The 23,176-nt window shown below is 66.0% G+C and carries 28 protein-coding genes; 14 read left to right on the forward strand and 14 right to left on the reverse strand.

Features of this window, described 5'->3' with window-relative positions:
• Positions 1–4: 4 nt before the first annotated feature.
• From ABZ004_RS04535 to ABZ004_RS04575, 9 genes are all read right to left on the reverse strand, one after another.
• Entirely contained in the window at positions 5–613 is a 609-nt protein-coding gene (locus ABZ004_RS04535) for a maleylpyruvate isomerase N-terminal domain-containing protein (RefSeq protein WP_355678366.1), read from the reverse strand.
• Positions 614–1,010: 397 nt separating this feature from the next.
• Positions 1,011–1,967 carry a tyrosine-type recombinase/integrase gene (locus ABZ004_RS04540; protein WP_355678367.1) on the reverse strand — a complete coding sequence of 319 codons (957 nt, stop codon included), beginning with the start codon at positions 1,965–1,967 and terminating at the stop codon, positions 1,011–1,013.
• 454 nt (positions 1,968–2,421) lie between these two features.
• A complete protein-coding gene (locus tag ABZ004_RS04545; protein WP_355678368.1) occupies positions 2,422–2,931 on the reverse strand; it encodes a hypothetical protein in 510 nt (169 codons plus the stop codon).
• 32 nt (positions 2,932–2,963) lie between these two features.
• Positions 2,964–3,407, reverse strand: a complete 444-nt coding sequence (locus ABZ004_RS04550; protein ID WP_355678369.1) for a VOC family protein — start codon at positions 3,405–3,407, stop codon at positions 2,964–2,966.
• A 116-nt stretch (positions 3,408–3,523) separates the two neighbouring features.
• Positions 3,524–4,759: a VOC family protein gene (locus ABZ004_RS04555; protein ID WP_355678370.1), complete on the reverse strand. Its 1,236-nt coding sequence runs from the start codon at positions 4,757–4,759 to the stop codon at positions 3,524–3,526.
• Complete coding sequence (locus ABZ004_RS04560) at positions 4,756–5,151, reverse strand: NUDIX domain-containing protein (protein WP_355678371.1); 396 nt, start codon at positions 5,149–5,151, stop codon at positions 4,756–4,758. Before ABZ004_RS04560 ends, ABZ004_RS04555 begins: the two co-directional genes overlap by 4 nt.
• Before the next feature lie 44 nt (positions 5,152–5,195).
• Complete coding sequence (locus ABZ004_RS04565) at positions 5,196–5,543, reverse strand: GrpB family protein (RefSeq protein ID WP_355678372.1); 348 nt, start codon at positions 5,541–5,543, stop codon at positions 5,196–5,198.
• A gap of 195 nt (positions 5,544–5,738) precedes the next feature.
• Entirely contained in the window at positions 5,739–6,143 is a 405-nt protein-coding gene (locus ABZ004_RS04570) for an NUDIX domain-containing protein (RefSeq protein WP_355678373.1), read from the reverse strand.
• A 136-nt stretch (positions 6,144–6,279) separates the two neighbouring features.
• The gene (locus ABZ004_RS04575) at positions 6,280–7,290 is read right to left on the reverse strand and encodes a phosphotransferase (RefSeq protein WP_355678374.1); all 1,011 of its coding nucleotides are present in this window, start codon (positions 7,288–7,290) and stop codon (positions 6,280–6,282) included.
• A gap of 89 nt (positions 7,291–7,379) precedes the next feature.
• Here ABZ004_RS04575 and ABZ004_RS04580 point away from each other — a divergent pair, with 89 nt between their 5' ends.
• The gene (locus ABZ004_RS04580) at positions 7,380–8,315 is read left to right on the forward strand and encodes a phosphotransferase (protein WP_355678375.1); all 936 of its coding nucleotides are present in this window, start codon (positions 7,380–7,382) and stop codon (positions 8,313–8,315) included.
• Positions 8,316–8,319: 4 nt separating this feature from the next.
• On the opposite strand, the gene ABZ004_RS04585 is transcribed toward ABZ004_RS04580, so the two are convergent.
• Entirely contained in the window at positions 8,320–9,066 is a 747-nt protein-coding gene (locus ABZ004_RS04585; RefSeq protein ID WP_355678376.1) for a class I SAM-dependent methyltransferase, read from the reverse strand.
• 97 nt (positions 9,067–9,163) lie between these two features.
• Here ABZ004_RS04585 and mraY point away from each other — a divergent pair, with 97 nt between their 5' ends.
• Positions 9,164–10,249: a phospho-N-acetylmuramoyl-pentapeptide-transferase gene (gene mraY / locus ABZ004_RS04590; RefSeq protein WP_355678377.1), complete on the forward strand. Its 1,086-nt coding sequence runs from the start codon at positions 9,164–9,166 to the stop codon at positions 10,247–10,249.
• 2 nt (positions 10,250–10,251) lie between these two features.
• Here the strand turns inward: mraY and ABZ004_RS04595 are convergent, their stop codons facing one another.
• Positions 10,252–10,947, reverse strand: a complete 696-nt coding sequence (locus ABZ004_RS04595) for a methyltransferase domain-containing protein (RefSeq protein ID WP_355678378.1) — start codon at positions 10,945–10,947, stop codon at positions 10,252–10,254.
• Positions 10,948–11,244: 297 nt separating this feature from the next.
• Between ABZ004_RS04595 and ABZ004_RS04600 the strand changes: the two genes are divergently transcribed.
• From ABZ004_RS04600 to ABZ004_RS04630, 7 genes are all read left to right on the forward strand, one after another.
• Positions 11,245–11,748 (forward strand): DUF402 domain-containing protein, encoded by a 504-nt coding sequence (locus tag ABZ004_RS04600; protein WP_355678379.1) that lies wholly within the window; start codon positions 11,245–11,247, stop codon positions 11,746–11,748.
• A 165-nt stretch (positions 11,749–11,913) separates the two neighbouring features.
• The gene (locus ABZ004_RS04605) at positions 11,914–12,489 is read left to right on the forward strand and encodes a dihydrofolate reductase family protein (protein WP_355678380.1); all 576 of its coding nucleotides are present in this window, start codon (positions 11,914–11,916) and stop codon (positions 12,487–12,489) included.
• Positions 12,490–12,578: 89 nt separating this feature from the next.
• Positions 12,579–12,908 carry a YciI family protein gene (locus ABZ004_RS04610; RefSeq protein ID WP_355678381.1) on the forward strand — a complete coding sequence of 110 codons (330 nt, stop codon included), beginning with the start codon at positions 12,579–12,581 and terminating at the stop codon, positions 12,906–12,908.
• Positions 12,905–14,131 (forward strand): DUF6596 domain-containing protein, encoded by a 1,227-nt coding sequence (locus ABZ004_RS04615; protein WP_355678382.1) that lies wholly within the window; start codon positions 12,905–12,907, stop codon positions 14,129–14,131. The genes ABZ004_RS04610 and ABZ004_RS04615 overlap by 4 nt, the downstream gene beginning before the upstream one ends.
• Positions 14,132–14,145: 14 nt before the next feature.
• On the forward strand, positions 14,146–14,616 hold the full coding sequence (locus ABZ004_RS04620; protein WP_355678383.1) for a hypothetical protein: 471 nt from the start codon (positions 14,146–14,148) through the stop codon (positions 14,614–14,616).
• 10 nt (positions 14,617–14,626) lie between these two features.
• Positions 14,627–15,808: a sigma-70 family RNA polymerase sigma factor gene (locus tag ABZ004_RS04625; protein WP_355678384.1), complete on the forward strand. Its 1,182-nt coding sequence runs from the start codon at positions 14,627–14,629 to the stop codon at positions 15,806–15,808.
• 51 nt (positions 15,809–15,859) lie between these two features.
• Positions 15,860–16,546, forward strand: coding sequence for a VOC family protein (locus tag ABZ004_RS04630; RefSeq protein ID WP_355678385.1), 687 nt, complete (start codon positions 15,860–15,862; stop codon positions 16,544–16,546).
• A gap of 72 nt (positions 16,547–16,618) precedes the next feature.
• Here the strand turns inward: ABZ004_RS04630 and ABZ004_RS04635 are convergent, their stop codons facing one another.
• On the reverse strand, positions 16,619–17,674 hold the full coding sequence (locus tag ABZ004_RS04635; protein WP_355678386.1) for an aldo/keto reductase: 1,056 nt from the start codon (positions 17,672–17,674) through the stop codon (positions 16,619–16,621).
• Positions 17,675–17,792: 118 nt separating this feature from the next.
• Between ABZ004_RS04635 and ABZ004_RS04640 the strand changes: the two genes are divergently transcribed.
• Positions 17,793–18,737, forward strand: a complete 945-nt coding sequence (locus ABZ004_RS04640) for a WYL domain-containing protein (protein ID WP_355678387.1) — start codon at positions 17,793–17,795, stop codon at positions 18,735–18,737.
• Positions 18,738–18,885: 148 nt separating this feature from the next.
• The gene (locus ABZ004_RS04645; RefSeq protein ID WP_355678388.1) at positions 18,886–19,815 is read left to right on the forward strand and encodes a toxin-antitoxin system, toxin component; all 930 of its coding nucleotides are present in this window, start codon (positions 18,886–18,888) and stop codon (positions 19,813–19,815) included.
• 33 nt (positions 19,816–19,848) lie between these two features.
• On the opposite strand, the gene ABZ004_RS04650 is transcribed toward ABZ004_RS04645, so the two are convergent.
• A complete protein-coding gene (locus ABZ004_RS04650; protein WP_355678389.1) occupies positions 19,849–20,274 on the reverse strand; it encodes a nucleoside deaminase in 426 nt (141 codons plus the stop codon).
• Between the two features lie 239 nt (positions 20,275–20,513).
• Between ABZ004_RS04650 and ABZ004_RS04655 the strand changes: the two genes are divergently transcribed.
• Both ABZ004_RS04655 and ABZ004_RS04660 read left to right on the forward strand, forming a co-directional pair.
• Complete coding sequence (locus ABZ004_RS04655) at positions 20,514–21,305, forward strand: hypothetical protein (protein ID WP_355678390.1); 792 nt, start codon at positions 20,514–20,516, stop codon at positions 21,303–21,305.
• Between the two features lie 18 nt (positions 21,306–21,323).
• Positions 21,324–21,779, forward strand: a complete 456-nt coding sequence (locus ABZ004_RS04660) for a MarR family transcriptional regulator (RefSeq protein ID WP_355678391.1) — start codon at positions 21,324–21,326, stop codon at positions 21,777–21,779.
• An 8-nt stretch (positions 21,780–21,787) separates the two neighbouring features.
• Here ABZ004_RS04660 and ABZ004_RS04665 read toward each other — a convergent pair whose 3' ends face one another.
• On the reverse strand, positions 21,788–22,183 hold the full coding sequence (locus tag ABZ004_RS04665) for a nuclear transport factor 2 family protein (RefSeq protein WP_355678392.1): 396 nt from the start codon (positions 22,181–22,183) through the stop codon (positions 21,788–21,790).
• A gap of 100 nt (positions 22,184–22,283) precedes the next feature.
• Here ABZ004_RS04665 and ABZ004_RS04670 point away from each other — a divergent pair, with 100 nt between their 5' ends.
• Positions 22,284–23,165 (forward strand): radical SAM protein, encoded by an 882-nt coding sequence (locus tag ABZ004_RS04670; RefSeq protein ID WP_355678393.1) that lies wholly within the window; start codon positions 22,284–22,286, stop codon positions 23,163–23,165.
• Positions 23,166–23,176 lie beyond the last annotated feature (11 nt).

Below are 23,176 nucleotides of genomic sequence, written 5' to 3' on the forward strand. Positions count from 1 at the left end.
CCCGTCAGAACGCGGCGATCGACGCGGGGGAACGCTCGGAGCGGCTGAGCGCCCGTAGTACCGGGGTCTGGCCGTGGCGCCGTAAGGCCAACCTGGTGAGCAGATCCACGACGACCTGCATCGCACTGTCCGGAAAAGCTGGAGTCGGTACGCCGAGGCTGACGGCCAGGTCGTCGGAGTGCACCGCGAGTTCCATCATCCGGGTGACGAGCATGTCGTCGAGCATGAGCGACCACGGACCCCACAGCGAGATCCGTACGGAGCGGTCGGGCGTCGTCGAGAGATCGCTCTCCAGCTGCTGGATCGCGGCGTCGAGTTGCTCGGCGAGCGCTTGAGGTCCGTCGACGGCGAGTTGATCGCCACCGGCGCGAATCCGGACGCTGATCTCGTCGTCCAGCTTCGCGTCGATCCACTGCACTCGCGCGTAGTGCTCGAGGAGCGTGATCGTCGGCTCCATCGGGATCGGTTCGCGGACGATCTGCGGAATCGCCAGCACCTGATACGCGAGATGCCCGGCGAGCCCACCGACGCTGAACTCCGCCAACGCGCTCCTCTCACCCCAGACGGTCGCAAGCCGCGGCTCCCGCAGCAACCCAGCAGCAATCCGAGACACGTCCAAAAAGTCAGCTCTGATCCCATCCATCTAGGCATTCTCCCCGCCAAGCCTTCCCAGTGAAGGTCCAATCGGGCAAACCACCCCGGCTGAGCTCAAGCCCACCTGCCCAGCCGACACCTCCCAACACAGCCGGCACACCAGGGCCCAGCCCACCCGCCCACGACTCGCAGCAGCCCAACCAGCGCGCGGCACACCCCGCCCCAACCCAGCGCGCGGCCCAGCCCGCCCCAATCCAGCGCGCGGCCGAGCCAACCCGCACAGTGCATTCCAACCAGCCCGGAGTAGCTCTGGAGCAGCACCCAGCACAGACGGAGCACCCCTGAGCAGCGCGGCGCCGTCCTGAGCAGGGCGGAGCAGTCCGGCTTGAGGTGGCTGATCGGTGCGGCGGATGTTGTTAGGGGTCGACCATGCGGTCCAGGGTTCGGTAGGTGCGGTTGCTGGCGGCGGCGGAACGTTGCTCGCGGCCGGTTGCCTCGATGTAGTTCTGGCTGGTCGCCAGGCTGGCGTGCCCGAGGAGCGCCATGATCTCGGACGCGGTGGCACCGTCCTCGGCCAGGCGGGTGGCGAAGGTGTGCCGCAGGGCGTGCAGGTTCGCACCGACCGGTACGCGGTCGTGGAGTCCGGCCCAGCGGTAGCAGGACTTGACCAGATACTCGAGTCCGCCGCGACCGATCGGCTCACCTTCGCGGTCGAGCAGCAGCTTCACCGACCGGCCGAAACGCTTGCGGGGAAAGCGGCGCGCGCACGATTCGACGTACGCGGCAACGATCTTCTCCATGATCGGCTCGACCGGGATCGAGCGATCGCGACTGCCTTTGCCGTGGATGTGCAGCCGCATCTCGCCAGGGCGGCCGGCGAGGGAGTCGGCCGTCAGCGTACGCATCTCGGCCGAACGGAGCCCCGCGACGAGACCGAGCGCGATGACGAGCACGTCGCGCTCCGGCCAAGGGTCGCGAGTACGCCGTGCTCCGTCGGCTGCTGCCTTGAGCAACTTCTCCGGAGTGTCTTCGCCACGCAGCGGCTTGGGGGAGAGGGGAGGGGTCTTGGGTCTGGCGACCGCCCCCATCGGGTTGCCGGTCAGCAGACCGTCGGACACACAGAAGGTGAGGAACTGGTTCCAGGTGGACCAGGCACGCAGTACGGAACTCTTCGCGTGGTCGTCGGCGAACGCACCGAACGCGTCGCGCAGCAACTGCGGAGTCAGATCGGTGACGTCGAGGCTCTCGGGATCGCCGGTGAGCAGGGCCGTGATGCCGGCCAGGTCGCGACGGTAAGCGGCGGTGGTGTGCGGCGAGTCCTTGCGCGGGCGCCGAGCCGCGAAGAACGCCGCCTGAGCAGCGAGAACCTTCATAAGCAAGGTCTACCGGACCCCACCGACAATTCCCGTCGACTGCCGATGCCGGCGCATTGATTGCCAATAGCAACGAGTTTCAGCAGTCATGCATAATGCCAATTATGCATGACAAAGCTTCCCCAGATCGCCCCTCCGACCCCTATTGGGGGAGCCCTTCGGTCCGCTGACCTCGAGACGTGCGGAAGCTCTTGTCCGCCCACTCGATCATCCGGTACGCCGGCCGCACAGGCGCGGCACGTCGTACGGCCGGTGAACCGCTCCAGCACCTGCCGGTCGGAACCGGGAGATCGCGACTACCGGAGCGAGCACTTGCCGTCGTACCGGAGTACTGGCGCACCTGGATCACCGCGTTCCGGAGTACTGGCGCACCCGGATCACCGCGTGCAGGAGTACGACGTGCCCGCGTACCGGAGTACCGCGTACCGGAGTACGACGTAAGCCCAGCGCGAGATCAGCGGCCGAGGCGTCCCTGCCAGTCGCGCCAATGGGCTCGGGAGGCGCGGATCTGCAGCACTTTGCGGGCGATGCCGACGATGAGAGTCACCCCGCCGAGCACCGCAATCCCTAGGAAGAGCGCTGAGAGAACATTGTTCGCCTCTTCGCTGTGCCGGTGGCCGATCGTGGTGGCGAGTTCGCTGAGCTTGAAAGCGTCCGCGCCGTCGAGCTGACCATCGGCTGCCAACGTCGCCGCCTGCCCGAGGATCTCCTGCCGCTCGGCCTTGGTGAACCCTTCCTCCGGCGTACCGGCGCAGGGGAGTTCTGCCCCGGTCTTGCGATCGACGATGAGCATGGTCGACCGGCATTTCGCCAGCTTCCCGCTCCCGGAGACCTCAGTCACCAGCACGTCATAACTCAGGTCATTGCCAGCCTTCGCCACTCCGGCACCGACCAGCCCGAACACGACGGCCAGCGCTCCGCCAACCAGCAACCACCCGGTGACCCGCCTCCGCCGTACGTCCATCGCCAGAGCGTCTCACCCACCGTCAAGCCCCGCTAGTTGATATCGAATTCGTTTCCTTCCGGGTCGGTCATGGCGACGGCGTAATGATCCAGGCCTTCTTCGGTGAGCGTGCTCAGCCGGGTGGCGCCGAGGGCGACGAGCCTGTCCGCCTCGGCCTCGACGCGTTCGCGCCTGACGTCGAGAGACGAGCCGCGGCCACCGCTCGCGTTCACGTCGATATGGATGCGGTTCTTGATCGTCTTCTCGTCAGGAACGATCTGGAACCAGATCCGCGGCCCTTCACCCTTCGGATCCGCGATGCTGTCCGCACCGATACCGAGTTCCTCCTCTGGCACACCGATGGACCGGTAGAAGTCGTCCCACGAGTCGAATCCCTCCGGCGCCGGCTCGATCACGTAATGCAACGCCTCCGCCCAGAACCGAGCCAACGGCTCAGGCTCGCGACAGTCGATCACCAGCTGATACGACACAGCCATCCAACCCTCCAGGAGTTCGCCCGATTCCCTCAACCCTGGCAGGCCCCGCCGACATTTTCTGGGCGCCTGCCGGCCGTGATCCAGGTCGGCCAGTCGCGGTAAGACGATCGAGAGGCTCAGGCCTCGGTGAGGAGGACGAGTTCGTTGCTTTCTGGGTCGGCAAGCTGCCAGCGGTGCTCCGACTTGCCGAGGAGTTGGCCACCGGCGGCGACGATGGTGGCCAGGCGTGTTTGCGCGAGATCTGACGGTACGGCGAGCTCGAAGTGGATGCGGTTGCGCTGGCGACGGTCCGTCTCCGTAGCGTCGAGCTCCTGGAACACAAACACCGGGCTGAGCTCCCGTGGGTCATGGATGTCGTTGACCCCATCCCGCCGGTCAGGGGTGTAGCCGAGTGCGGCGATCCAGAACGCGCGGACCGCGTCGACGTCCGCGGCATCAAGGAAGAGCTGAAACAGGCGTGGCAGCGCGGGATCAGCGGTGGCCCCAAGTTCGCGGGCAGCGATCTGCAGGTCGGCGGCGAGGTCGGTGAATTCGAGCTCGAGGCCGTGGGCGTCGCGATCCCATTGATCCTTACCGCTGTCGATGATCACGAGCCCGGGACGCAGGTCAATCAGAAATGGGAAGCCGGCGTCGTCCGCACGTGCCGCTACAGCGGCGACCAGGTGACGCTGTTGGGTCGGCGAGGTGATGCGGTAGTTCGCCATCGCGCTCCACACTTCCTGCCAATCGGCGGTCCCGATCCCTTCGCCGAACTCCGCACCCGGCACCAGGTCAACCTCGTTGCCGTCGATGTCTCTGTGACAGACCCCGAACGGTCCCGATGGCTCACCAGGACTCGCCTGCTCGACCGCCGCGGCCGGCCGCACCACATCGAGGTGAATGCGGTTTCGCAACGGCCGTGGCTCGGCCGATTGCCGGATCCGTACGCCGGGGTCGCGGCGCAACGGATCCGCCAAACCGCCGTCTGCCCCGGGTGCATAGTCGAGCACGCCTTGCCAGAAATGCCGCACATCAGACGGGTTTACGGACTCGAACACGACGCTCAGTTGCTGCAACACGGCAGGATTCGCGGCCACCCCGAGATCCCGCGCAGCCGCCGACACCGCCTCGGCGTACTCATCCGAATCTAGGAGTACCCGCAAGCCTGTCGCCCGCAGATCGACCAAGCTCTCCGCCGATAACTCGACGATGCGCCCGGCCAGCGCCGCCCCGTCAGTCAGCGAAGGCGCGTCGAACCGCCATCGATCCGGCGCCAATCCGCCCCGATTTCTCCCATGCCCCGCACTGTAGAAACCATTCCGGACGATCAGCTTCCGGATGCTGACCCATGTCCGGTTCCTGCCAGTCTTCACCGGGGGAGCCCAGAAAGGAGGGACGGAAGACTGGTCGGGTGAGCCAGCTTCAGCTCTGCGAGTTCGCTGGGCCGAAACCACCGGAGATCGTCGTGTTCCTCCGGTGCAGCGTTGACAGGTTCTCCGTCCCAGCGCGTGACGACGAACGTGTGCATCTCGAGCGCCGAGTCGCTGACCACCCTCGGGATCCGCACCGGATCGTGGATGTCCACACCAATCTCCTCGAGGCATTCCCGACGGACAGCCTGCTGAGGAACCTCGCCAGGCTCCACATGCCCGCCGACGAGATCCCAGCAATCCGGATACACCAGACGCGATGGACTGCGATGCACCAGCAACACAAGCCCATCCCGCACAAGCGCAGCAACCGAGATCTGAATCCGAGCAGCCATAACCAATCCTCTCAGCCGCCTCGGCTCATCGGTGGGATGGGTTCTCAAGTAGTCGCGGAAGAGTAAGGCGAACTGCTCGGAGAAGGAGCCTGCTCGGCGTACGTGGATGCGGGTTCGCGGAAGTAGCGCTTGGTGCGTTCGGAGTTGTCGGCTCGATAGACCAGGCCGAGTTGCTCTAGCGGGACCTTGAACGGCTCAACTGGTTCCAGGTCGGCTACGGAGATCTGTACGTCGATCACTGGCTTCGCGGCGAGCCCTGGTATCGCCGTTGAACCGATGTGGTCGATCCGGAGCGCCACGCCGGCGAGCGCCGTACGGAACGCCGTTCCAAGCTCGGCGAATCGTCGCGGCCAGTCCGGGTCGTACTTCACCACGCGTATCGGCTCGGCCATGTTGTCAGCCTGGCAGATGTGCGGACGGACAGGTAGTACACCTTGACACGGTGTACACGAACGGCCGATTCGCGCTCGGGTGCACTAGTTGCCTTCGGCTACCTCCTGTCGGTCGGCACGCCTTATCCGGATGTCCGATAATGGACATTATGTCAACTAGCCGCTTGGCATCTGCCGGAGACAGGGCGTTGAGGGTTAGCCGCAGTCCGCCTGCATCGCCTTCACCAAGGCCACCTGAATTAGCGGGTGGGCGAGAGTAGGAAGGTCGTCGAGGTCGAACCATCCAATCTCCTCGTGTTCTTCGGGTGCCTCGTTCGCTGGTGATCCCTGCCAGTCACGGACTAGCCACGCACTGAGGTGTGCCGGGTCCTCAGCCGGTCCAGCTTCCACCCGTCCCAGATGAGATACCGAGGACGCCGCGATCTTCACACCGAGCTCTTCGTTTAGCTCCCTGGCGAGCGCCTCAAGTTCAGACTCGCCTGTCTCGACCACTCCACCTGGCAGATCCCACCTGCCGGGGTACGCGCGCTTGTTTGGACTTCGGTGGGCGAGCAGCACCCGACGGCCAGTGACGAGCGCTCCGATAACGACCTCGTGCATTCGCCTATCAGAGCAGAGACGTCCGACAAAGGTCCTCTCGTACTGCGAGTTGGTTGCTCAGGCGAGCTTTGTGGCGCCCCACTCCCCTGCCCGGTCAACGGGGCGACGTGCGGGTGCCTACTCCCCCGGCGACCAGCTACCAGGCGAGTTCATCCAGATGGTTGTGGCCGGAAAGCAGGCGGGCGACGCGGTGTTGCGCCGATTCGCGGACGTCGGGCTGCGAGTGATGTGCGTACAGCGCGAGCTCGACGTACATGTCGTAGAAGTTCAACCGTTCACGCAGATGTTTGCGCTCGAACAGCTCCGGATACGCGCCGCGCAGCCATCCGGGCACCTCGGTGAGTGTGGTCTTGTCGAGCCCTCGTCCGTCGGGGGTGGGTGGGTACTCTCGCGCCTTGGCGCACCAGCGCAGGATCGTATCGAGCTCGGCATCCGCCGGCTGAGCCAGTGCCTCGGCGAAGTCGACCAGACCGGTGACGCGTCCTTGGTCGACGATCACGTTGGATCCGTGGAGATCACCATGGACGAGCGCGGGTTCGTCGGCGGCGAACAACGGCAGTCGCTCCTGGATCCAATCGGCGACATTGGAGAGCAGCCGCGAATCATGACCGGGCAGTCGCCGGGCAGCCTCGACCTGCTGGAGCGCCGCGCTCACTACGGGTGGGTGAAACGCAGGCCACGGCTTGCCCGCGAGAGCGTCGGCCAGCCAGGGCGGCAGCAGGTCAGCCGGGACCGGAACGCGGTGCAGGGCGCGCAACGCAGCGCCGAGGCTTTCGATGATTGCTTGGCGCGTGTCCGAGGCCGCCGCCGGCCACGCTTCGTGCATGGCTCGGCCGGGCAGGCGTTCGGAGATGTACCACGGACCGTCTGGGCCGTCGCCGTGGGCAAGGTGCCGGGCGTGCGGGACCTCGCTGCCGGCCAGCAGGTTGACGACTGCAGCTTCGTGGCGATACGCGTCGCGGAACTGTCCGTTGTTCAGTCGTACGACGTATTCGTCGCCGACCCAGACGCGGCTCACCCAGCCGGCCTTCGGAAGAAAGCGCCCGGTCGCCGGCAGACCAGCGGCCGCCAGCGTTCTCAGCAGCGCCGGATCGGCGACGAACGGCGGTGACTGGCTGATCGCACTGCTCCTTAGAACGGATGACAAGACATCAACGTATCGACCTCAACCCCACGGAACGAGCGCTTTTCTTGCCGGAGCTGCGCCCACTCCCCCTCGCCGGTAGTTTGCGGGGCGTGGATCTTTTGCAGTTCGGTACGCCGGTTGGGGCTGTGGTGCGCGTTCAGGGTGGGTTTGCCAATCGGATGTATCGGCTCGACACCGATCAGGGGTCGTTCGCGGTGAAGGAACTGAATCTTGCTGATCGCCGGTCGGCCTACCAGCTCGATCGGGTGTTCCGGTTCGAGCGAGCCGCTTTTGCCGCCGGGATCCCGATGCCGGAGCCGATCGCGGCCGGCGATGGGACGCTCGTGCACCGGTGGGTCGAGGGAGAGAAGGTTCCCGAGGCACCGGTCTCGGCGGCGTACGGGTTCGAGATCGGCGAGATTCTCGCGCGCCTGCACGCGCTCGATGTCGAGTGGCCCGAGGCGGCGACCGACGATCCGGCGTACAAAGATTGGCCCGAGCTGGCCGAACGGGCGGTGGCGACCGGACAGCCGTGGGCCGGCGAGCTCGCTGCTCACGTCGAGACGTTCCTCGCGATCGCCGATTTCGTCGACACCTGCGAACGCCCGGGCCCCGTCGTACTGACCCACAAGGACATCCAACCGTGGAACCTGCTCGCTCGGGATGGTCGCCCGGTGGTGCTCGACTGGGAGCTCTCGGGGCTGCTCGACTTGTCCGGTGAGCTCGGCTCGACCGCGCTGAGCCTCTCCAAAGGCCCCGGCTTCGAGCGGATCGAGCGCACCAGCTTCCGTGCTGTCCTTGACGGGTACGTCGCAGCAGGCGGAGCGCTGCCGCCGGCGGGTCCGAGCTGGTTCGTGTTCATGATCGGCGGGTGGCTGGGGCATACGAGGTCGAACATCCTCCGTTGCCTGGCCGGCGTCGAGGCGAGCACAGGTCCTGACCTGGCGTTGTCACATGAGTCGGTGCGCAACGGCGTACGAGGTCTTCCGGATCTGTTCGGCCGCCTCCCACAGCTCGAGACGCTGCTCGCAGAGGTTCTGGGGTGACTACTCAGTGGGCGCGGAGTTTGAAGATCAGGATGCCTAGGTGTTTGTTCATCCAGGCTTGTTTGTGGGGGTAGCGGCGGCGGGCTTCTTCGGGTAATTGGGGCTCGACGGCGGTCTCGATCCACAGGCCTGCGGCGCTGAATTCGTTGAGCAGGTCGGAGATGGTGTAGCGCCGTTTGGTGAGGGCAATCTGGTCGTTCCAGCCGCTCACGTAGGAGAATTTGGCGTTGGAGAAGTACTCCTCCCCCAGTGATGTCCCGTTCTGTTCGGACTGTTCGACGGCGTAGCGGATCGGTTGCGTCCTGGTCAGCAGGATGAATCCGTCGTCGGCGAGCATTGCGCGCGCCGCTTTCAGGGTGCGGACGGGATCTTTCGCGTAGCCGAAAGACTGCAGGAACATGATCCGGTCGAATCGGCGACCGGCAAGCTCCGGCAGGGAATCCAGCTCGGAGAGATCGCCTTGGATCAGCTCCAGGCCGGGCGGCGGTGTGCTGAGAAAGTTGCCGCTGATGTCGACGCCTACGGAATCAACCGCACCGTCCAGGACCAGCTCGGCGAGCTTGCCGCCGTTGCCGCAACCGGCATCCAGAACTGATCGACCGGTGACATCGCCCAGTAGGTCTCGCTGCGCCGGCCATTCGACCAGCCGGTCGAGCGAGTCCTCCTTGGATCGGGCCCGCTCGTAGTGCGGAGCGAGTTCGAGCCACGGGCGGCTCGGATCCAAAGCCTGTGAGTCGTCTGACGTCGCCACGAGACAGACCCTAACTGGTTGCCGGTTGATGAGGCTCGACCGCTCATGGGTCAGAATGGGCCGCTCGACGTGGGCAGCGACCATCCGAGAGGACTTCATGCGGGCAATTCTCCTGAGCGGCGCGCTCGCGATGGTCTGTTCGTTGCTGGGGACCCGGATCGCTGTCGGTTGGTTCACCCGGCACGGCTTCGGCCAGCCGATCAGGGTCGACGGACCGACGACGCATCACGTCAAGCGGGGTACGCCGACGATGGGCGGCGTGATGATCCTGGTGAGCGCCACCGCGGCGTACCTGGCGACGACCTTCTTGACCGGCAACCGGCCGAGCGCCAGCGCCTGGCTGCTGATGGTGCTGTTCCTGGGCTGTGGAGTTGTCGGTTTCCTCGACGACTTCATCAAGGTCTACACCCAGAACAACCAGGGTCTGAGCAGTCGGGCGAAGATGGCTGGTCAGACGTTGGTCGCACTGGTTTTCGGTGTGTTGGCGACGAGCTTCTTCGCCAACGATCGAGGGGTCAAACCGGCGTCGCAGTACCTCTCCATTACTCACGACTGGGGTATCAAGCTTCCCCTGGTGGTGGTTCTGCTGCTGATCTGGTTCATCGTGGCCGCGACCTCCAACGGCGCCAACCTCACCGACGGCGCCGATGGGCTGCTCGCCGCGAGTTCGGCGTTGATCTTCGGCGCGTACACGATCGTGAATGTCTGGCAGAACAACCAGCTGTGCGGCTCCTCGCGGCCGACCGTGGTGGGCGCACAGTGTTACCAGGTGCGCGATCCGCTCGACCTCGCGGTGTTCTCCGCCGCCATCGCCGCCGCCTGTGTCGGCTTCCTGTGGTGGAACGCCAAGCCGGCCCGGATCATCATGGGCGACGTCGGCTCGCTCGCCATCGGTGGCGCCCTGGCCGCGCTCGCGATCATGTCGCGTACCGAGATCCTGATGGCAGTCATCGCCGGACTGTTCGTGCTCGAGACCCTGTCGGTGCTGACGCAGATGAGTTACTTCAAGCTGACCAAGCGCCTCACCGGCACCGGACGCCGGATCTTCCGGATCACTCCCATCCACCACCACTTCGAACACCTGGGATGGGACGAGGTCACTGTCGTGATCCGCTTCTGGATCATCGCAGGAATCTTCGTCGCGATCGGCCTCGGCATCTTCTACGCCTCCTGGCTGGCCTGATCTCACCCTGCTTCGAGAACGAAGAACAGGAAGCACACGAACGCGCTGACGTTCTCCAGTTCAGGCGGCAGAATCTCGGCGGGCGTGTCAGCGGCGTACGGCGGTTCGCTGATCACCGATATCCGGAACCCTGCTTCCGTGAACGCGTCGGTCATGGCGTGCAACGGCCGGTGCCAGTACGTCAGGGTTCCTTCCTGCCCCGCGAAGGTGAAGGTCTCCGAGTATTGGGTGACGGCGAAGTAGTCGCGATCCGGGTAGTTCACCAGGTAGGCGCTCGGGTGCGGCACGGACAAGATCAGTCGTCCGCCAGGCCGCAGTACGCGATGCAACTCCGCAAGCGGCGCCGACCAGTCCTCCAGATAGTGCAGACACAGCGAGGCGACGACGTCATCGAAGGCGTTGTCGTCGAACTGAAGTGGTTGGCCGAGATCGCCGACGTGCAGGTCTGCATCGGCACCCAACCTCTGCCGGGCCAGCTCTAGCATCCCGGCACTCAGGTCGAGGCCGGTCACGATGGCGCCCTTGTCGCGCAGTGCCGCAGTCAGCGGGCCCGATCCACAACCTGCGTCCAGCACTCGGTGGCCGGCGACGTCCCCAGCGAGGTTGATCATCGCCGGTCGTTCGTAGTACGCGTTGAAGAGGCTGGACTCGTTCTCGCGGGCGTAGGCGGCCGCGAACGTGTCGTAGTCGGTGGTCACTCGTGGGCCCTCTCGGCAGGTCCGTTCAATTCAGCATCAACCTATAGGGCGATCGGGGCTCTCTCGCGGAGGGCGGCATTGAGAGCCAGGCCTGCCTCGGTGTTCAGGCGGAGATACTCCCAGCGCCGACCTCACTGGCCGGTACGGCGTGGTCGACCTGCTCCCCCGGCAGCCGGATGTTGCCGACGAGGTCGTCCACTGCCGCGATCAGCTTCTCGTGCATGACATCGATCGTCGCAGCGACGAACCCATCAAATGGAGGCTTGGACAGTTGCTGCCACGTGAAAGAGTTCGGGGATGCGCGTTGTTGAGGTGTTTCATCGCACGGGGCAGTGGTGTCCGGGGCGGCAGGTCGGGGAGGTTGTCGCGTACGACGTACGCATTCTTCCGGAGTACCAAGTCGCCGGGCGGCCGACTGTCGACCGCAGCTATCTGTTACTCGACCAAGGCATCCAGCTGACCAGAACCGTCGTCTTCGAAGGCGCCGTCGAAGGTTGGTGGTACGTCGATGTCGTCGAGATCGAGCACACCGATGCCGGCCTCATTGTCCACGACCTGTACGTCGACTTCCTCGTCCCACCCGGCGCCGACCGCTACCACGTCCTCGACCTCGAAGAACTGGCCGACGCGCTCACCGCCGGCCACCTCTCCCCCGCCCAGTGCGCCACCGCCCTCACCAGAACCCAGCACTTCATCAACACGCACCTCCGCGGCACCGAAGAAGGCTCCGTCGATCCGCCGGCCCAGTTCCCGCCGGCGAGCGTCGCACCACTCGAACTGCTCCCCTGCCTGTTCGACTGAGATGACAGTTGTCATGTTGGGCTACCGACTTTGGTATCTGTCGGTGTCGGGGTGGCCGGGGCAGGCTGGTGGGGCGCCGGAGGCCTGTCGGATCCGGCTGGGGGCGTTCGTAGTACGAGTGAGCAGGCGCCAGCGGGGCGCTGCGCTGAGGTCGAGGAGAGCGTGATGACTGCCATTTACACCTTCGACGTGTTTTCCACACTGGACGGCTTCGGGACGCCTGGTGGTGGGGACTGGGGTGGGTACTGGGGGAAGCAGGGGCCCGAGTTTCTGGCGGCCCGGACCGATGCGTACGGCGGGGAGCAGCGGATCGTCTTCGGCGCGAACATGTACCGGACGTTCGCGATGCTGCGATCGACTCTCGACCCCGAGGCGTTCGATCCGTGGGTGAGCCAGCTGATGAAGCTGCCGACCTTCGTGGTGTCGAACACCCTCGACGGTCCACTCGACTGGCCGGACGCGACCCTCGTGGCGGGCGATGCCGTCGAGGTCGTTGCCCGGCTCAAGGAAGAGTCCGACGTACCGTTGCGCTCGCACGGGAGCCTGTCGCTGAATCGCGCGCTGATGGCGGCCGGTCTGGTCGACCGCGTCCAGGTGACGGTCTTCCCGGTGATCACAGGGAAGACCGGAGGGACCCCGATCTGGGCCGGCGGAGCCGATTTCGATCTCGAGCTGCTCGAAAGCCGGACCTTCGACAACAACACCCAGGAGCTCGTCTACCACCCGACCCTGCATGGCTGAAAGAATTCTCGCGATCAGATGTCGGATCGAGGCAGGCGCGTTCGTTACAGAGGTAAAAGGGACCACCGGACAGCAGGAGTTGAGCTGAGATGCAGTATCTGATTTCCGTGATCGACGATGGCGCAGGCCGGGCCACTCCGAGCGAGGACGCTGCCATCGACGTCTTCAACGACCACCTTCAGGCCGAGGGCTACTGGGTCTTCGCCGGTGGTCTCGGTACGACGGACGCGGCCACCACGATCGACAACAGAGGCGACCAGGCGGTCGTCACCGACGGTCCGTTCCTGGAGTCGAAGGAGTACCTGGCAGGCTTCTGGATCATCGAGGCGCCCGATCTCGACGTGGTCCTCAAGCTGGCCGCCGAAGGGTCGAAGGCCTGTCACCGGAAGGTCGAGGTCCGGCCGTTCCTGACAGCGTGAGTGACGTCGAAGCGGCGATCACCCGGGCCCACCACGAGGAGTGGGCCCGCGTGGTCGCGACCCTGACCCGCCGGTTCGGTGATCTGGACATCGCCGAGGAAGCGGCGGCCGAGGCATTCGCGACCGCCGTCGAGCGGTGGGCCGCGGACGGCGTACCGCCGAATCCGGGTGGCTGGCTGACCACCACCGCCAATCACAAAGCCATCGACCGGCTGCGCCGGGAGAGCAAGCGCGACGCCAAGCAGAAGGAGGCTCAGGTGTTCTACGACGACGATCCGCCCGAGCCTGTCGGCGCGATCGAGGACGAGCGGCTCCGGCTGATCTTCACCTGTTGCCATCCGGCGCTCGCGATGGAGACCCGGATGGCGCTCACGCTCCGGATGGTCGGTGGGCTGACCGTTCCCGAGATCGCCCGCGCGTTCCTGGTGCAGGAGACCGCGATGGGCCAGCGGATCACCCGGGCGAAGGCGAAGATCAAGGCTGCCCGGATTCCGTATCGGGTGCCGTCCGCCGAAGACCTGCCGACGCGCGTCAGCGGAGTGCTGGCTGTCTTGTTCCTCGTCTTCAACGAGGGGTACCTGGCGACCGGCCCCGACAGCGATCCCGTACGGCACGAGTTGACGGCCGAGGCGATCCGGCTCACTCGGTTGATCCGCGCGCTCATGCCGGACGACGGTGAGGTGGCGGGGTTGCTGGCGCTGATGCTGCTGACCGAAGCACGGCGTACGGCGAGGGTGTCGGGAACCGGTGAACTGGTCACTCTCGACGAGCAGGACCGGGGATCCTGGGACGCGGCATTGATCGCCGAGGGACATCAATTGGTCCGCGAGCGCCTGGCTGCCGGGGTGGCGCCTGGTCGCTATCAGATCCTCGCGGCGATCAACGCCGTGCACACCTACGCCCGCGACGTCCGCGACACCGACTGGTCGCAGATCGTTGCCCTGTACAACCAGCTGGTCCGGCTCGACCCCTCGCCGATCGTCGCCCTCAACCGGGCCATCGCGGTCGCCGAGCTCGACGGGCCAGAGGTGGCGCTGGCCGCGATCGACCGTCTCGACGAGAAGCTGGCCGGCTATCACGCGTACCACGTGGCGCGTGCCGACCTGCTCCGCCGGCTCGGTCGCAGCCAGGAGTCGCGTACGGCGTACGGCAAAGCCATCGAACTCGCCGGGAACACCGCCGAGCTCGCCTATCTCACGCGCCGCCGGGACCAACTCGGCTAGCACAGTAAGCTGCCATGTCGAGAACTGCCGGTCGGCTCCGCTCACCAGGTGAAGGCCGCGATCGGCGCGGCTCAGGACACCTGGAGACGAAGATGCCGAAGTACCTGCTTCTCAAGCACTACCGTGGCGGCCCGGAGCAGCACCGCAAGGTGCCTCCGATTGACCAGTGGGCACCGGAGGACATCGAGGCGCACATGGCGTTCCTCAAGCACGTCAGCGAGTTGCTCGAGGAGAACGGCGAATACGTGGGCGCGCAGGCGCTGACGCCGGAGCGGACCTGGGTCCGGTACGGCGGTCCTGATGCGGCTCCGGTGACCACCGACGGGCCGCTGCCGGAGACGAGCGACCTGGTGGCGGGCTGGTACATGATCGACGTCGACTCCCACGAGCGGGCGGTCGAGCTCGCGGCGTACGTGTCGTCGGAGCCGGGTCCCGGCGGCGAACCGCTGTACGAGTGGATCGACGTACGGGAGATCATGTCGTGACGGAGACCGCGTGAGCGATCCGCAACGGGTGGACGAGGGTGCCCTGCGCGCCCTCGTCCCGCGCGTGCTGGCCGGGCTGGTCCGGCGGGGTGAGGATTTCGATGCCGCCGAGGATGCGCTGCAGGAGGCGTTGATCGAGGCGCTCCGGGTCTGGCCGTCGAATCCGCCGAACAATCCGCACGGGTGGCTGGCGACGGTCGCGACCCGGCGGCTCGTCGACGCGCGGCGCAGCGAGATGGCGCGGACGCGGCGCCAGGAGGCGACGTACGACGAACCGCAGCCGGGCGCGACCGAGGACGGCGACGACACGCTGTTCCTGCTCTTCTGCTGCTGCCATCGCGATCTCGCGCCGGCCTCGCAGGTGGCGCTGACGCTGCGCGCGGTCGGCGGTCTCACGACACGGGAGATCGCCGACGCATTTTATGTGCCGGAGGCAACGATGGCGCAGCGGATCAGTCGCGCCAAACGCACGCTGCGCGGGCGGCGGCTGGATCAGCCGGGCGATCTGGCCGTCGTACTACGGGTGCTCTACCTCATCTATACCGCCGGGCACGCGGGCCGGATCGACCTGGCCGCCGAGGCGATCCGGCTCACCCGGCAGCTCAATCTCGCCACCGCCGAGCCGGAGGCGCGCGGGTTGCTCGCGCTGATGCTGCTGAACCACGCCCGGCATCCCGCGCGGCTCGACTCCGAGGGTCGGCTCGTCACGCTCGATCGCCAGGACCGCAGTCTGTGGCGCACCGACGAGATCGCCGACGGCGTGCGGGTGCTGCAGTCGGCACTCGCTCTGGAGCAGCCAGGGCCGTACCAGATCGAGGCCGCGATCGCCGCCCTGCACGACGACGCCGCGACTGCCGAGGAGACGGATTGGCCGCAGATCCTCGCCTGGTACGACGACTTGGTCGCGCTCACCGATGATCCCGTCCGGTTGTCGCCCGCCGCCGTCCTCGGCCGGGCAGTCGCCGTCGGCCATGTCCTCGGTCCAGCCGCCGGCCTCCGCGAAACCGACCGCCTCCGCGAGATCCTCGGCGACCGCCACCGCTGGTACGCCGTCCGCGCCCACCTCTACGAACTGGCCGGCGACCGCCCGGCCGCCGCCACCGCCTACGCCGAAGCAGCCCACCGAGCCACCAACGCCCTGGAAAAAGTCCACCTGATCCGCCAGGCCGCCCAACTCCGCACCACTAACTAACACAGTTTTATTTGGTTTGCGGGACGGGTAGGGAGCGCCTAGCGTCGGTGGATGACTTCTCGGTTGGTGATGTTGAGCTTTGCTGCGAACGATCCGTCTGGGCTGGCCCGGTTCTGGGCTGGGGTGCTGGGGCGTGAGGTGGCGGCCGACGGGGTGACGCTGGCGCCGCGGGACGAGCTCGAATTCGCGATCCGGTTCACTCCGACCGACGAGAAGAAGACCGAGCCGAACCAGATGCACTTCGATCTGACCAGTGCCTCGCTCGAGGACCAGCAGGCGAAAGTGGCGAAGGCGCTCGAGCTCGGCGGGCAGCACATCGACATCGGTCAGACCGGGGACGAGGGCCATATCGTGCTCGCCGACCCGGAGGGCAACGAGTTCTGTGTGATCGAGCCGGGGAACAACTTCCTGGCGAACACCGGCGTGATCGGCGCGTTCTCGTCCGACGGATCGCAAGCCGTCGGGTACTTCTGGAGCAAGGCGCTGGACTGGCCGCTGGTCTGGGACCAGGACGAGGAGACCGCGATCCAGTCGCCCGACGGCGGGTCGAAGATCAGCTGGGGCGGTCCGCCGGTGCGCGAGAAGACCGCGAAGAACCGCCTGTGCTACGAGCTCGCCGCCGACGGCGATCGGGAGGCGGAGATCGATCGCCTGGTCGCACTCGGCGCGACCCGCGTGGACGACGTACAGCTGCTCGACCCCGACGGCAACGAGTTCTCCGTAGTCGCCGCCGACTAGAACGGCTAACTAGAACGGCAGCCTTGTACGCCGGCCCTCGCCGCAACATCGGCGTACAAGGCTGCTGTCTACTCAGGCGGCAGCGCGCTCCGCGACCGGCCGACGGCGCTTGCTGGGATCGGTGAGCGCCGCCGACTCCCAAAGCCCGTCGGACTGGTAATGATGAAGGTCGGTACCCGGCGGGACGATCTCGTCGATCCGGTCCAGTACGTCGTCGTCGAGCGTCAGGTCGGCGCCCTTGAGCAAGCCGTCCAGCTGTTCCATCGTCCGCGGCCCGATGATCACCGACGTCACTGCCGGATGCGCGGTGACGAAGGCGAGCGCGAGTTCGGGCAGCGTGCGACCGATGCCCTCGGCAACTTCTACCAGCTTCTCGACCGCCTCGAACTTCGACGCGTTCGCCGGAAGCGCCGGATCGAATCGGTGCGGCGTCAGCGCGGCCCGGCCCGAGGCCAGGTCGACCGGCTGATCCTTGCGCACCTTCCCGGACAGGAAGCCTGATGCCAGCGGGCTCCAGGTCAGCACGCCCATGTTCAGCCGTTGCGCGGTCGGCAGCAGGGAACGCTCGATGCCGCGGGTGACCATCGAGTACGGCGGTTGCTCGGTGCGGAACTTGCCGAACCCGCGACGCTCCGCCACGTAGTACGCGTCGACGATCTCCTCGGCGGGGAAGGTGGAGCAGCCGAAGCTGCGGATCTTTCCCTGGCTGACCAGGTCGGTCAGCGTGGAGAGCGTCTCCTCGATGTCGGTCCGTGGATCCGGCCGGTGGATCTGATAGAGATCGATCCAATCGGTATCGAGTCGGCGCAGGCTCTGCTCGACCTCGTGGACGATCCAGCGCCGCGAGTTGCCGCCGCGGTTGGGCCCTTCGCCCATCGGGAAGTGCACCTTGGTGGCGAGCACGACGTCGTCGCGGCGGCCCTTCAGCGCCTTGCCGACGATCTCTTCGCTCTCGCCGCTGGAGTACATGTCGGCGGTGTCGACGAAGTTGATCCCCTGATCCATTGCGGCATGGATGATCCGGGCGCTGTCCTCGTGGTCGGGATTGCCGACCGCGCCGAACATCATCGCGCCGAGACAGTGCGTACTGACCTCGATCCCGGTAGCACCAAGCGTGCGGTAACGCATCCAACAGCTCCTTTGTTCGGCAAGACCTGCGGCCGACACTAGGAGCTAGACCTCGCTCTAGGTCAACCTCCCCGATAAGTGCTCAACGGGTGCCTAGTTTGTTTGGGAGGATGGGGGCATGCGGGCGGATCGGTTGGTGGCGACGCTGTTGTTGATGCAGTCGCGGGGACGGGTGACGGCGGGTGAACTGGCCAGGGAGCTGGAGATCTCGGTGGCTACCGCACGGCGCGATCTGGAGGCGTTGTCGACGGCCGGGATTCCTGTCTATCCGCAGCCGGGCCGCGGTGGCGGATGGTCGTTGCTCGGCGGCGCGCGGACGGATCTGAGTGGGCTGAGTGCGAGTGAAGCTCAGGCGCTCTTCCTGCTGGTTGGGCCTGCGGCCGCCGTGGCACCAGAGGCGAAAGCTGCGTTGAGGAAGCTGGTGCGCGCGCTGCCGGACACCTTCCGAGCGGATGCCGAGGCGGCGGCCGAAGCGGTGGTGATCGATCCGGCGCGCTGGGGAGAGCACGTGAAGGAGCGGCCCGAGATGGTGCGGCGGCTCCAGGAGGCCGTCGTACGCCGGGTGAAAGTGCGCCTCCGGTACGCCGGACGCGGGCAAACCGAGTCCGAAAGGCTGGTCTCGCCGCTCGGCCTCATCGACAAGGACGACATCTGGTACCTGATCGCCGGGACCGACAAGGGCCAGCGCACCTTCCGGGTGGAGCGAATCACCGAAGCAGAACCCACCGACGACCCCGCTGAACGCCCGGCAGGCTTCGACCTCGCCACCGCCTGGGCCGATGTCGTGGAGCAGATGGAGCGGAACCGGTCGTTGCTCACGGCCACAGTCTTGATGGAGGAGCGTTTCCTCTCCGTGATGCAGGATCGCCTCGGCCGGCACTGCGAGGTGATCGGCCCGGCCGGTGAAGGCCGGGTCAAGATCGAGGTCACCGCGCCGACTCCCCTGATGATCGCCCAGCACCTGGCCGGCTGGGGCGGGATGATCGAAGTACTGGATCCGCCGGCTGTTCAATCGGAGTTGGCCCGGCTCGGCCAGGAGCTGGTCGACCGCTATCGCGGCTGATTTCCGGCACGGACAGGGGTTGCCTGGTGACCGTTGGTGGCATTTGCCGTCGGGTGGTCACCGTTTGGTACCGGAGGCCATCGGGTGACCGGGTCGCGTGAGTAGGGTGCGGTGTTCGTTTTGTCCCGATCGAGCAACAGGAATCCCCGTGACCACTACCCCGCCTCAATCCCCTCACGATCCCTACGCGGCGCAGCCCGGCGCCGGTGGCGGATACGGTCCCCCGCAAGAGCAGTTCCCGCAGTACGCGCAGCAGACCCCGCACGCCGACCAGCAGGCGCCGCAGTACCAGGTTCCCCAGCAGCCGCAGTACGACCAGGGCCAGAACTATGCGCAGCCCGGTCAGTACCAGGCCCCGGCTCAGCCGGGTCAGCCGGGTCAGCCGGTTCAGCCGCAGTACGACCAGCAGCAGTTCGGGCAGAGCTTCTCGCAGCAGGCGCCGCAAGGCATGCCGGCCTATCCGCAGGGTGCGATCCAGTGCCGTTTCTGTGGCGGGATGCCGGCCGTCCAGGCGACCGTCCGCGGTCACCAGGGCTTCCTGATCATGATGCGTTTCCTGAAGCTGGAAGGCCCGTTCTGCCGCACCTGCGGGATCGCGACCGTCCGCAACATGACCGCCAAGAGCCTCTGGCAGGGCTGGTGGGGTGTCGGATCGTCGATCATCAACCCGATCACGATGCTGATCAACATCCCGACCCGGCTGAAGTTCAACCAGCTGCCGGAGCCGATGCCGGGTGCGCCGGGTCAGCCGATGGACATGGGCAAGCCGCTGTTCCTGCGCCCCGCGATCCTCGGATTTCTGATCCCGATCGCGGTGATCGCGCTGCTGATCGTGGGCAACCTGGGCTCGCCGTCGTCAGCGAGTGTGGGCGACTGCATCCACAACAAGGGCACTGTCCTCAAGCCGAACGTGAAGGTCGTCGGCTGTACCTCCACCGACGCGGACTACAAGGTCGTCGGCAAGCTGAGCAACACGACCAACACGGACCAGTGTGAGCAGTTCGAGGGCTACACCGTCGCGTACACCGAAGAAGGCAACCGCTCCTCCGGCTACACCCTCTGCCTAGCCCCCAACTAACTGAAAGAGGGGCCCAGCAAGGGCCCCTCTCCTTCAGCTGTAATACCCATCCACCACAGCCCGAGCCTCGTCGTACAGCGCCGGACCGTCCTGTACTACGGGCGCGAAGCCGCCACCTGGTTTGAGACCGTTCAACTGGTCGCCGGACATTGCGTAAACGACCCGGCCGAGACCAGAGCGCTCGATCGCCCCCGTGCACATCCCACACGGTTGGCAACTGGTGTACATCGTCGTCTTGGCGGCGTCTTCCGGCGTCAGTTCGCGAGCGGCCCACTTCGCGAGCTTGAGCTCCGGGTGCGCGCTGATGTCGTTGTCGGTGATGCTCGTGTTGCCCTCCTCAGCAGCAATCGACCCATCCGCGCCGACCAGGATCGATCCGAACGGCGGGTTGCCGGACTCCCGAGCCGCCGCGGCCAGGGCGATCGCCCGCCGCAGGAAGTCCTCTTCTGCAGTGCTCACTTGTTCTCCATTCCTCGATGCGCCATCACTATGGCCCGATCTCAGCGCAAAGAGCTAGTAAACGAGTTGACCGGGTTCGGGGAGTGCGACTACGAATCTCGTGTACAGCCAGACGCAGCCCTGTGGGGGCCGCAAGGTCCGCCGCCGGAGGTTTGATGCGCGTCCTCGATATCGAGGTGTCCTCGGGATTGCTGAGTTCTTGGGTCGATTGGCTTGCTCCGGATCGGCAGCCTTTCTACGTGACCGCACGGCAGGCGAAGGCGTGGTCGTTGCCGCTCGACCCGACCGAGCCCGACAAGCAAGCACGGGATACCTATCAGATCTACAACCTCGACAGCCGACTCAAGTCGGTCTGGCTGGACGAGGCGGCGTTCATGGAATTGCCGCGGTCGACGCGGGCCGGGTTGGTCCGTGCGCAGGTGACGCACGGGCGCTCCGAAGTACCGACTGTCCGGGCTTGGCGAGACGCGCTCGGCGCGGAGATCGCACAGCAAGCCGACGGCCACCGTTTCGTCTGGTGGAAGTCCGTACTGCGGGACGCGGCGCCCCTGGTGCTCACCCGCGTCATCACCGACGACCTCGGACCGAGCCGGCATCGCGAGGTGCCTCGGGCCGTCTGGTCGAAGGCCGCTCAGGTACTTCCTCATGCGAGTGAACTTGCCGGAACGTTCGCCGACGGAAGCGGCCCGAACTGCTTCGGCACGGTGATGGCCGCCGCCGGGATCGAAGGCGCCGCCCAGGAATGGATGCAGCGGCAACCGTTCCACGCCTGGCTCGACCAGCACACCATGCGCGGTGGGCGCGACGACGTACCAGGAACTGTCCTGGTCTGGCGCGACACCAACCGCGCGGTCCAGCACGCAGCCGTCACCCTCGGCGCCGGCTGGGCTTTCCACAAACCCAACCAGTCCTGGATGGGCCCCCGCGAAGTCCGCACCACCCAAGAAATCCTCCACGCCACCAGAACCCCCGGCTGGCACCTCCACCGCCACACCATCACCTCAGCTAGCATTGATGTCCATGGAAGATAATTCTTCGGAAGATGCCTGATGGCTGATCTGAGGCGGCTCTATCGGGAGATCGTCAGCCTGGAGATCGAGCTGTGGACCGGCATCGAGGAGCGGTTGCGGACCGAGTTCGACCTGCCGCTGACGTCATTCGAGATCTTGCAGCTGCTTCGGCTGAAGCCCGGCCGGCGGATCCAGGACATCGCCGAGGAGTTCTCGATCACGGTGGGCGGCACGAGCAAGGTGGTCGACCGGCTCGAGACTGCAGGCCTGTGCGAGCGGCGCGCGAACCCGAACGACCGGCGCTCCTCGATCGTCGAGCTGACTCCCGCGGGGCGGAAGCTGGTGGACAAGGCGATGAAGGTCTTCGAGGCCGAGCTGGAGCTGCGCATCGGTTCGGTGATTCCGGAGCAATCGGTCCGCGAGGTCACCGAGGTCCTCAGCACCCTCCGCGCAGCAGGGCGTTCCCTGAACGCGGAGCGGAAAGCCGCAGGCTGACCCTTCAGTCAGCGGCCCCAGAAGTCATCTTCGGCAGTTTGCTCGCCGGAGAACAGCCACATCTCGGTGATCTTGCCGTCTTCGATGCGCAGTAGGTCGACACCGTCCATGGCCATTGACGTCTCACCACGGTGGCCGGTGAAGTGGATGTGCGCGGCAACCAGGTCACCGTTGGCCATCAGCGAGTGGACCTTGTCGATGGCGAAGGTCCCCTGGCTGGTCTCCATCATCTGGCCGAGCATGCCGAAAACCGCGCCCTGGCCCTTGTGATCACCGGAAAACTGGTTGGCTCCCGGCTGATGCCAGACGATGCCGGCGTCGAGAAGCTCCCCCACCGTGGCCAGGTCCCCGCTCTGCACCGCCTCGAAGTAGGTGCGGGCGATGTCGATGTTCGGATTCGTCATCCAGCTGTCTCCTTGAAGTAGTTGAGATGACACCCAGACAACCATATCTATTCCATGGAATCAACTTCCACGGATTCTTCTTCCGGGTATAGTAGTCCGTATGGAGCCCGTCGAGATCGAGGCGAAGACCCTGATCCAGAAGTCGAAGACCCCGTCGAACGACTACGTCATCAACCCCTACACCGGCTGCGTCTTCGGCTGTGCGTACTGCTTCGCCAGCTTCGCCGGTCGGCAGTTCGGGCGGTCCGTCCAGGAGTGGGGCGACTACCTGTACGTGAAGAGGAACGCGGTCGAGCTCGCCCGCAAGGAACTGGCGAAGATGCCGGAGCACAAGCGGCAGGGCACGATGCTGCTCAGCTCGGTCACCGATCCTTACCAGGGCCACGAAAAGAAGTACCGGCTCACCCGCGGCATCCTGCGCGAACTCGATGCCGTCGCCTACCCAGGTCTGGTCCGTATCCTCACCAAGTCGCCGCTGGTCACCCGTGACATCGACCTGCTCACCAGTCTGCCCCGTGCCGAGGTGGGCATGACCATCACCACCACCGACGACAAGGTCAGCCGCTGGCTGGAGGTCCGCGCCCCGATCGCCTCGCGCCGTCTCCGCACCCTCACCGAACTCAACGCGGCCGGCGTCGCGACCTATGCGTTCGTCGGGCCTCTCCTGCCGCACTTCGCGAACCAGCCCGAACTGCTGGACGATCTGTTCGGTCAGTTCGTCGAGGCGGGCGTGACCGAGGTGTTCATGGAGCACATCAACCTCAAGCGGTACATCCGCGAGCGCATGGATCAGGTTCTGACCGGCGAGCCCGAGGAGGTCCGTGAGGCGTACGTCCAGGCCCGCAGCGCGGAACACCGCGAACAGCTCGACGCCATCGTCCCCGAACTGCTGGCCAAGCACGGCTTGCGACTGCGGTTCGACGAGGTCGTCCACCACGACGACAACGACGCTCTACGGCAGCGGCTGGCATCCAACGCGTGATCCCGGGCGGC

This window comes from Kribbella sp. NPDC006257, from assembly GCF_040613535.1.
In the GTDB taxonomy this organism is placed as follows: domain Bacteria; phylum Actinomycetota; class Actinomycetes; order Propionibacteriales; family Kribbellaceae; genus Kribbella.

Coding starts and splice junctions, on each gene's coding strand:
- ABZ004_RS04540 (WP_355678367.1), bottom strand. CDS start 1,967: ATGAAGGTTCTCGCTGCTCAGGCGGCGTTCTTCGCGGCTCGGCGCCCG.
- ABZ004_RS04545 (WP_355678368.1), bottom strand. CDS start 2,931: ATGGACGTACGGCGGAGGCGGGTCACCGGGTGGTTGCTGGTTGGCGGA.
- ABZ004_RS04550 (WP_355678369.1), bottom strand. CDS start 3,407: ATGGCTGTGTCGTATCAGCTGGTGATCGACTGTCGCGAGCCTGAGCCG.
- ABZ004_RS04560 (WP_355678371.1), bottom strand. CDS start 5,151: ATGGCTGCTCGGATTCAGATCTCGGTTGCTGCGCTTGTGCGGGATGGG.
- ABZ004_RS04565 (WP_355678372.1), bottom strand. CDS start 5,543: ATGGCCGAGCCGATACGCGTGGTGAAGTACGACCCGGACTGGCCGCGA.
- ABZ004_RS04570 (WP_355678373.1), bottom strand. CDS start 6,143: ATGCACGAGGTCGTTATCGGAGCGCTCGTCACTGGCCGTCGGGTGCTG.
- mraY (WP_355678377.1), top strand. CDS start 9,164: ATGCGGGCAATTCTCCTGAGCGGCGCGCTCGCGATGGTCTGTTCGTTG.
- ABZ004_RS04600 (WP_355678379.1), top strand. CDS start 11,245: ATGCGCGTTGTTGAGGTGTTTCATCGCACGGGGCAGTGGTGTCCGGGG.
- ABZ004_RS04605 (WP_355678380.1), top strand. CDS start 11,914: ATGACTGCCATTTACACCTTCGACGTGTTTTCCACACTGGACGGCTTC.
- ABZ004_RS04610 (WP_355678381.1), top strand. CDS start 12,579: ATGCAGTATCTGATTTCCGTGATCGACGATGGCGCAGGCCGGGCCACT.
- ABZ004_RS04620 (WP_355678383.1), top strand. CDS start 14,146: ATGTCGAGAACTGCCGGTCGGCTCCGCTCACCAGGTGAAGGCCGCGAT.
- ABZ004_RS04630 (WP_355678385.1), top strand. CDS start 15,860: ATGACTTCTCGGTTGGTGATGTTGAGCTTTGCTGCGAACGATCCGTCT.
- ABZ004_RS04635 (WP_355678386.1), bottom strand. CDS start 17,674: ATGCGTTACCGCACGCTTGGTGCTACCGGGATCGAGGTCAGTACGCAC.
- ABZ004_RS04640 (WP_355678387.1), top strand. CDS start 17,793: ATGCGGGCGGATCGGTTGGTGGCGACGCTGTTGTTGATGCAGTCGCGG.
- ABZ004_RS04660 (WP_355678391.1), top strand. CDS start 21,324: ATGGCTGATCTGAGGCGGCTCTATCGGGAGATCGTCAGCCTGGAGATC.
- ABZ004_RS04665 (WP_355678392.1), bottom strand. CDS start 22,183: ATGACGAATCCGAACATCGACATCGCCCGCACCTACTTCGAGGCGGTG.
- ABZ004_RS04670 (WP_355678393.1), top strand. CDS start 22,284: ATGGAGCCCGTCGAGATCGAGGCGAAGACCCTGATCCAGAAGTCGAAG.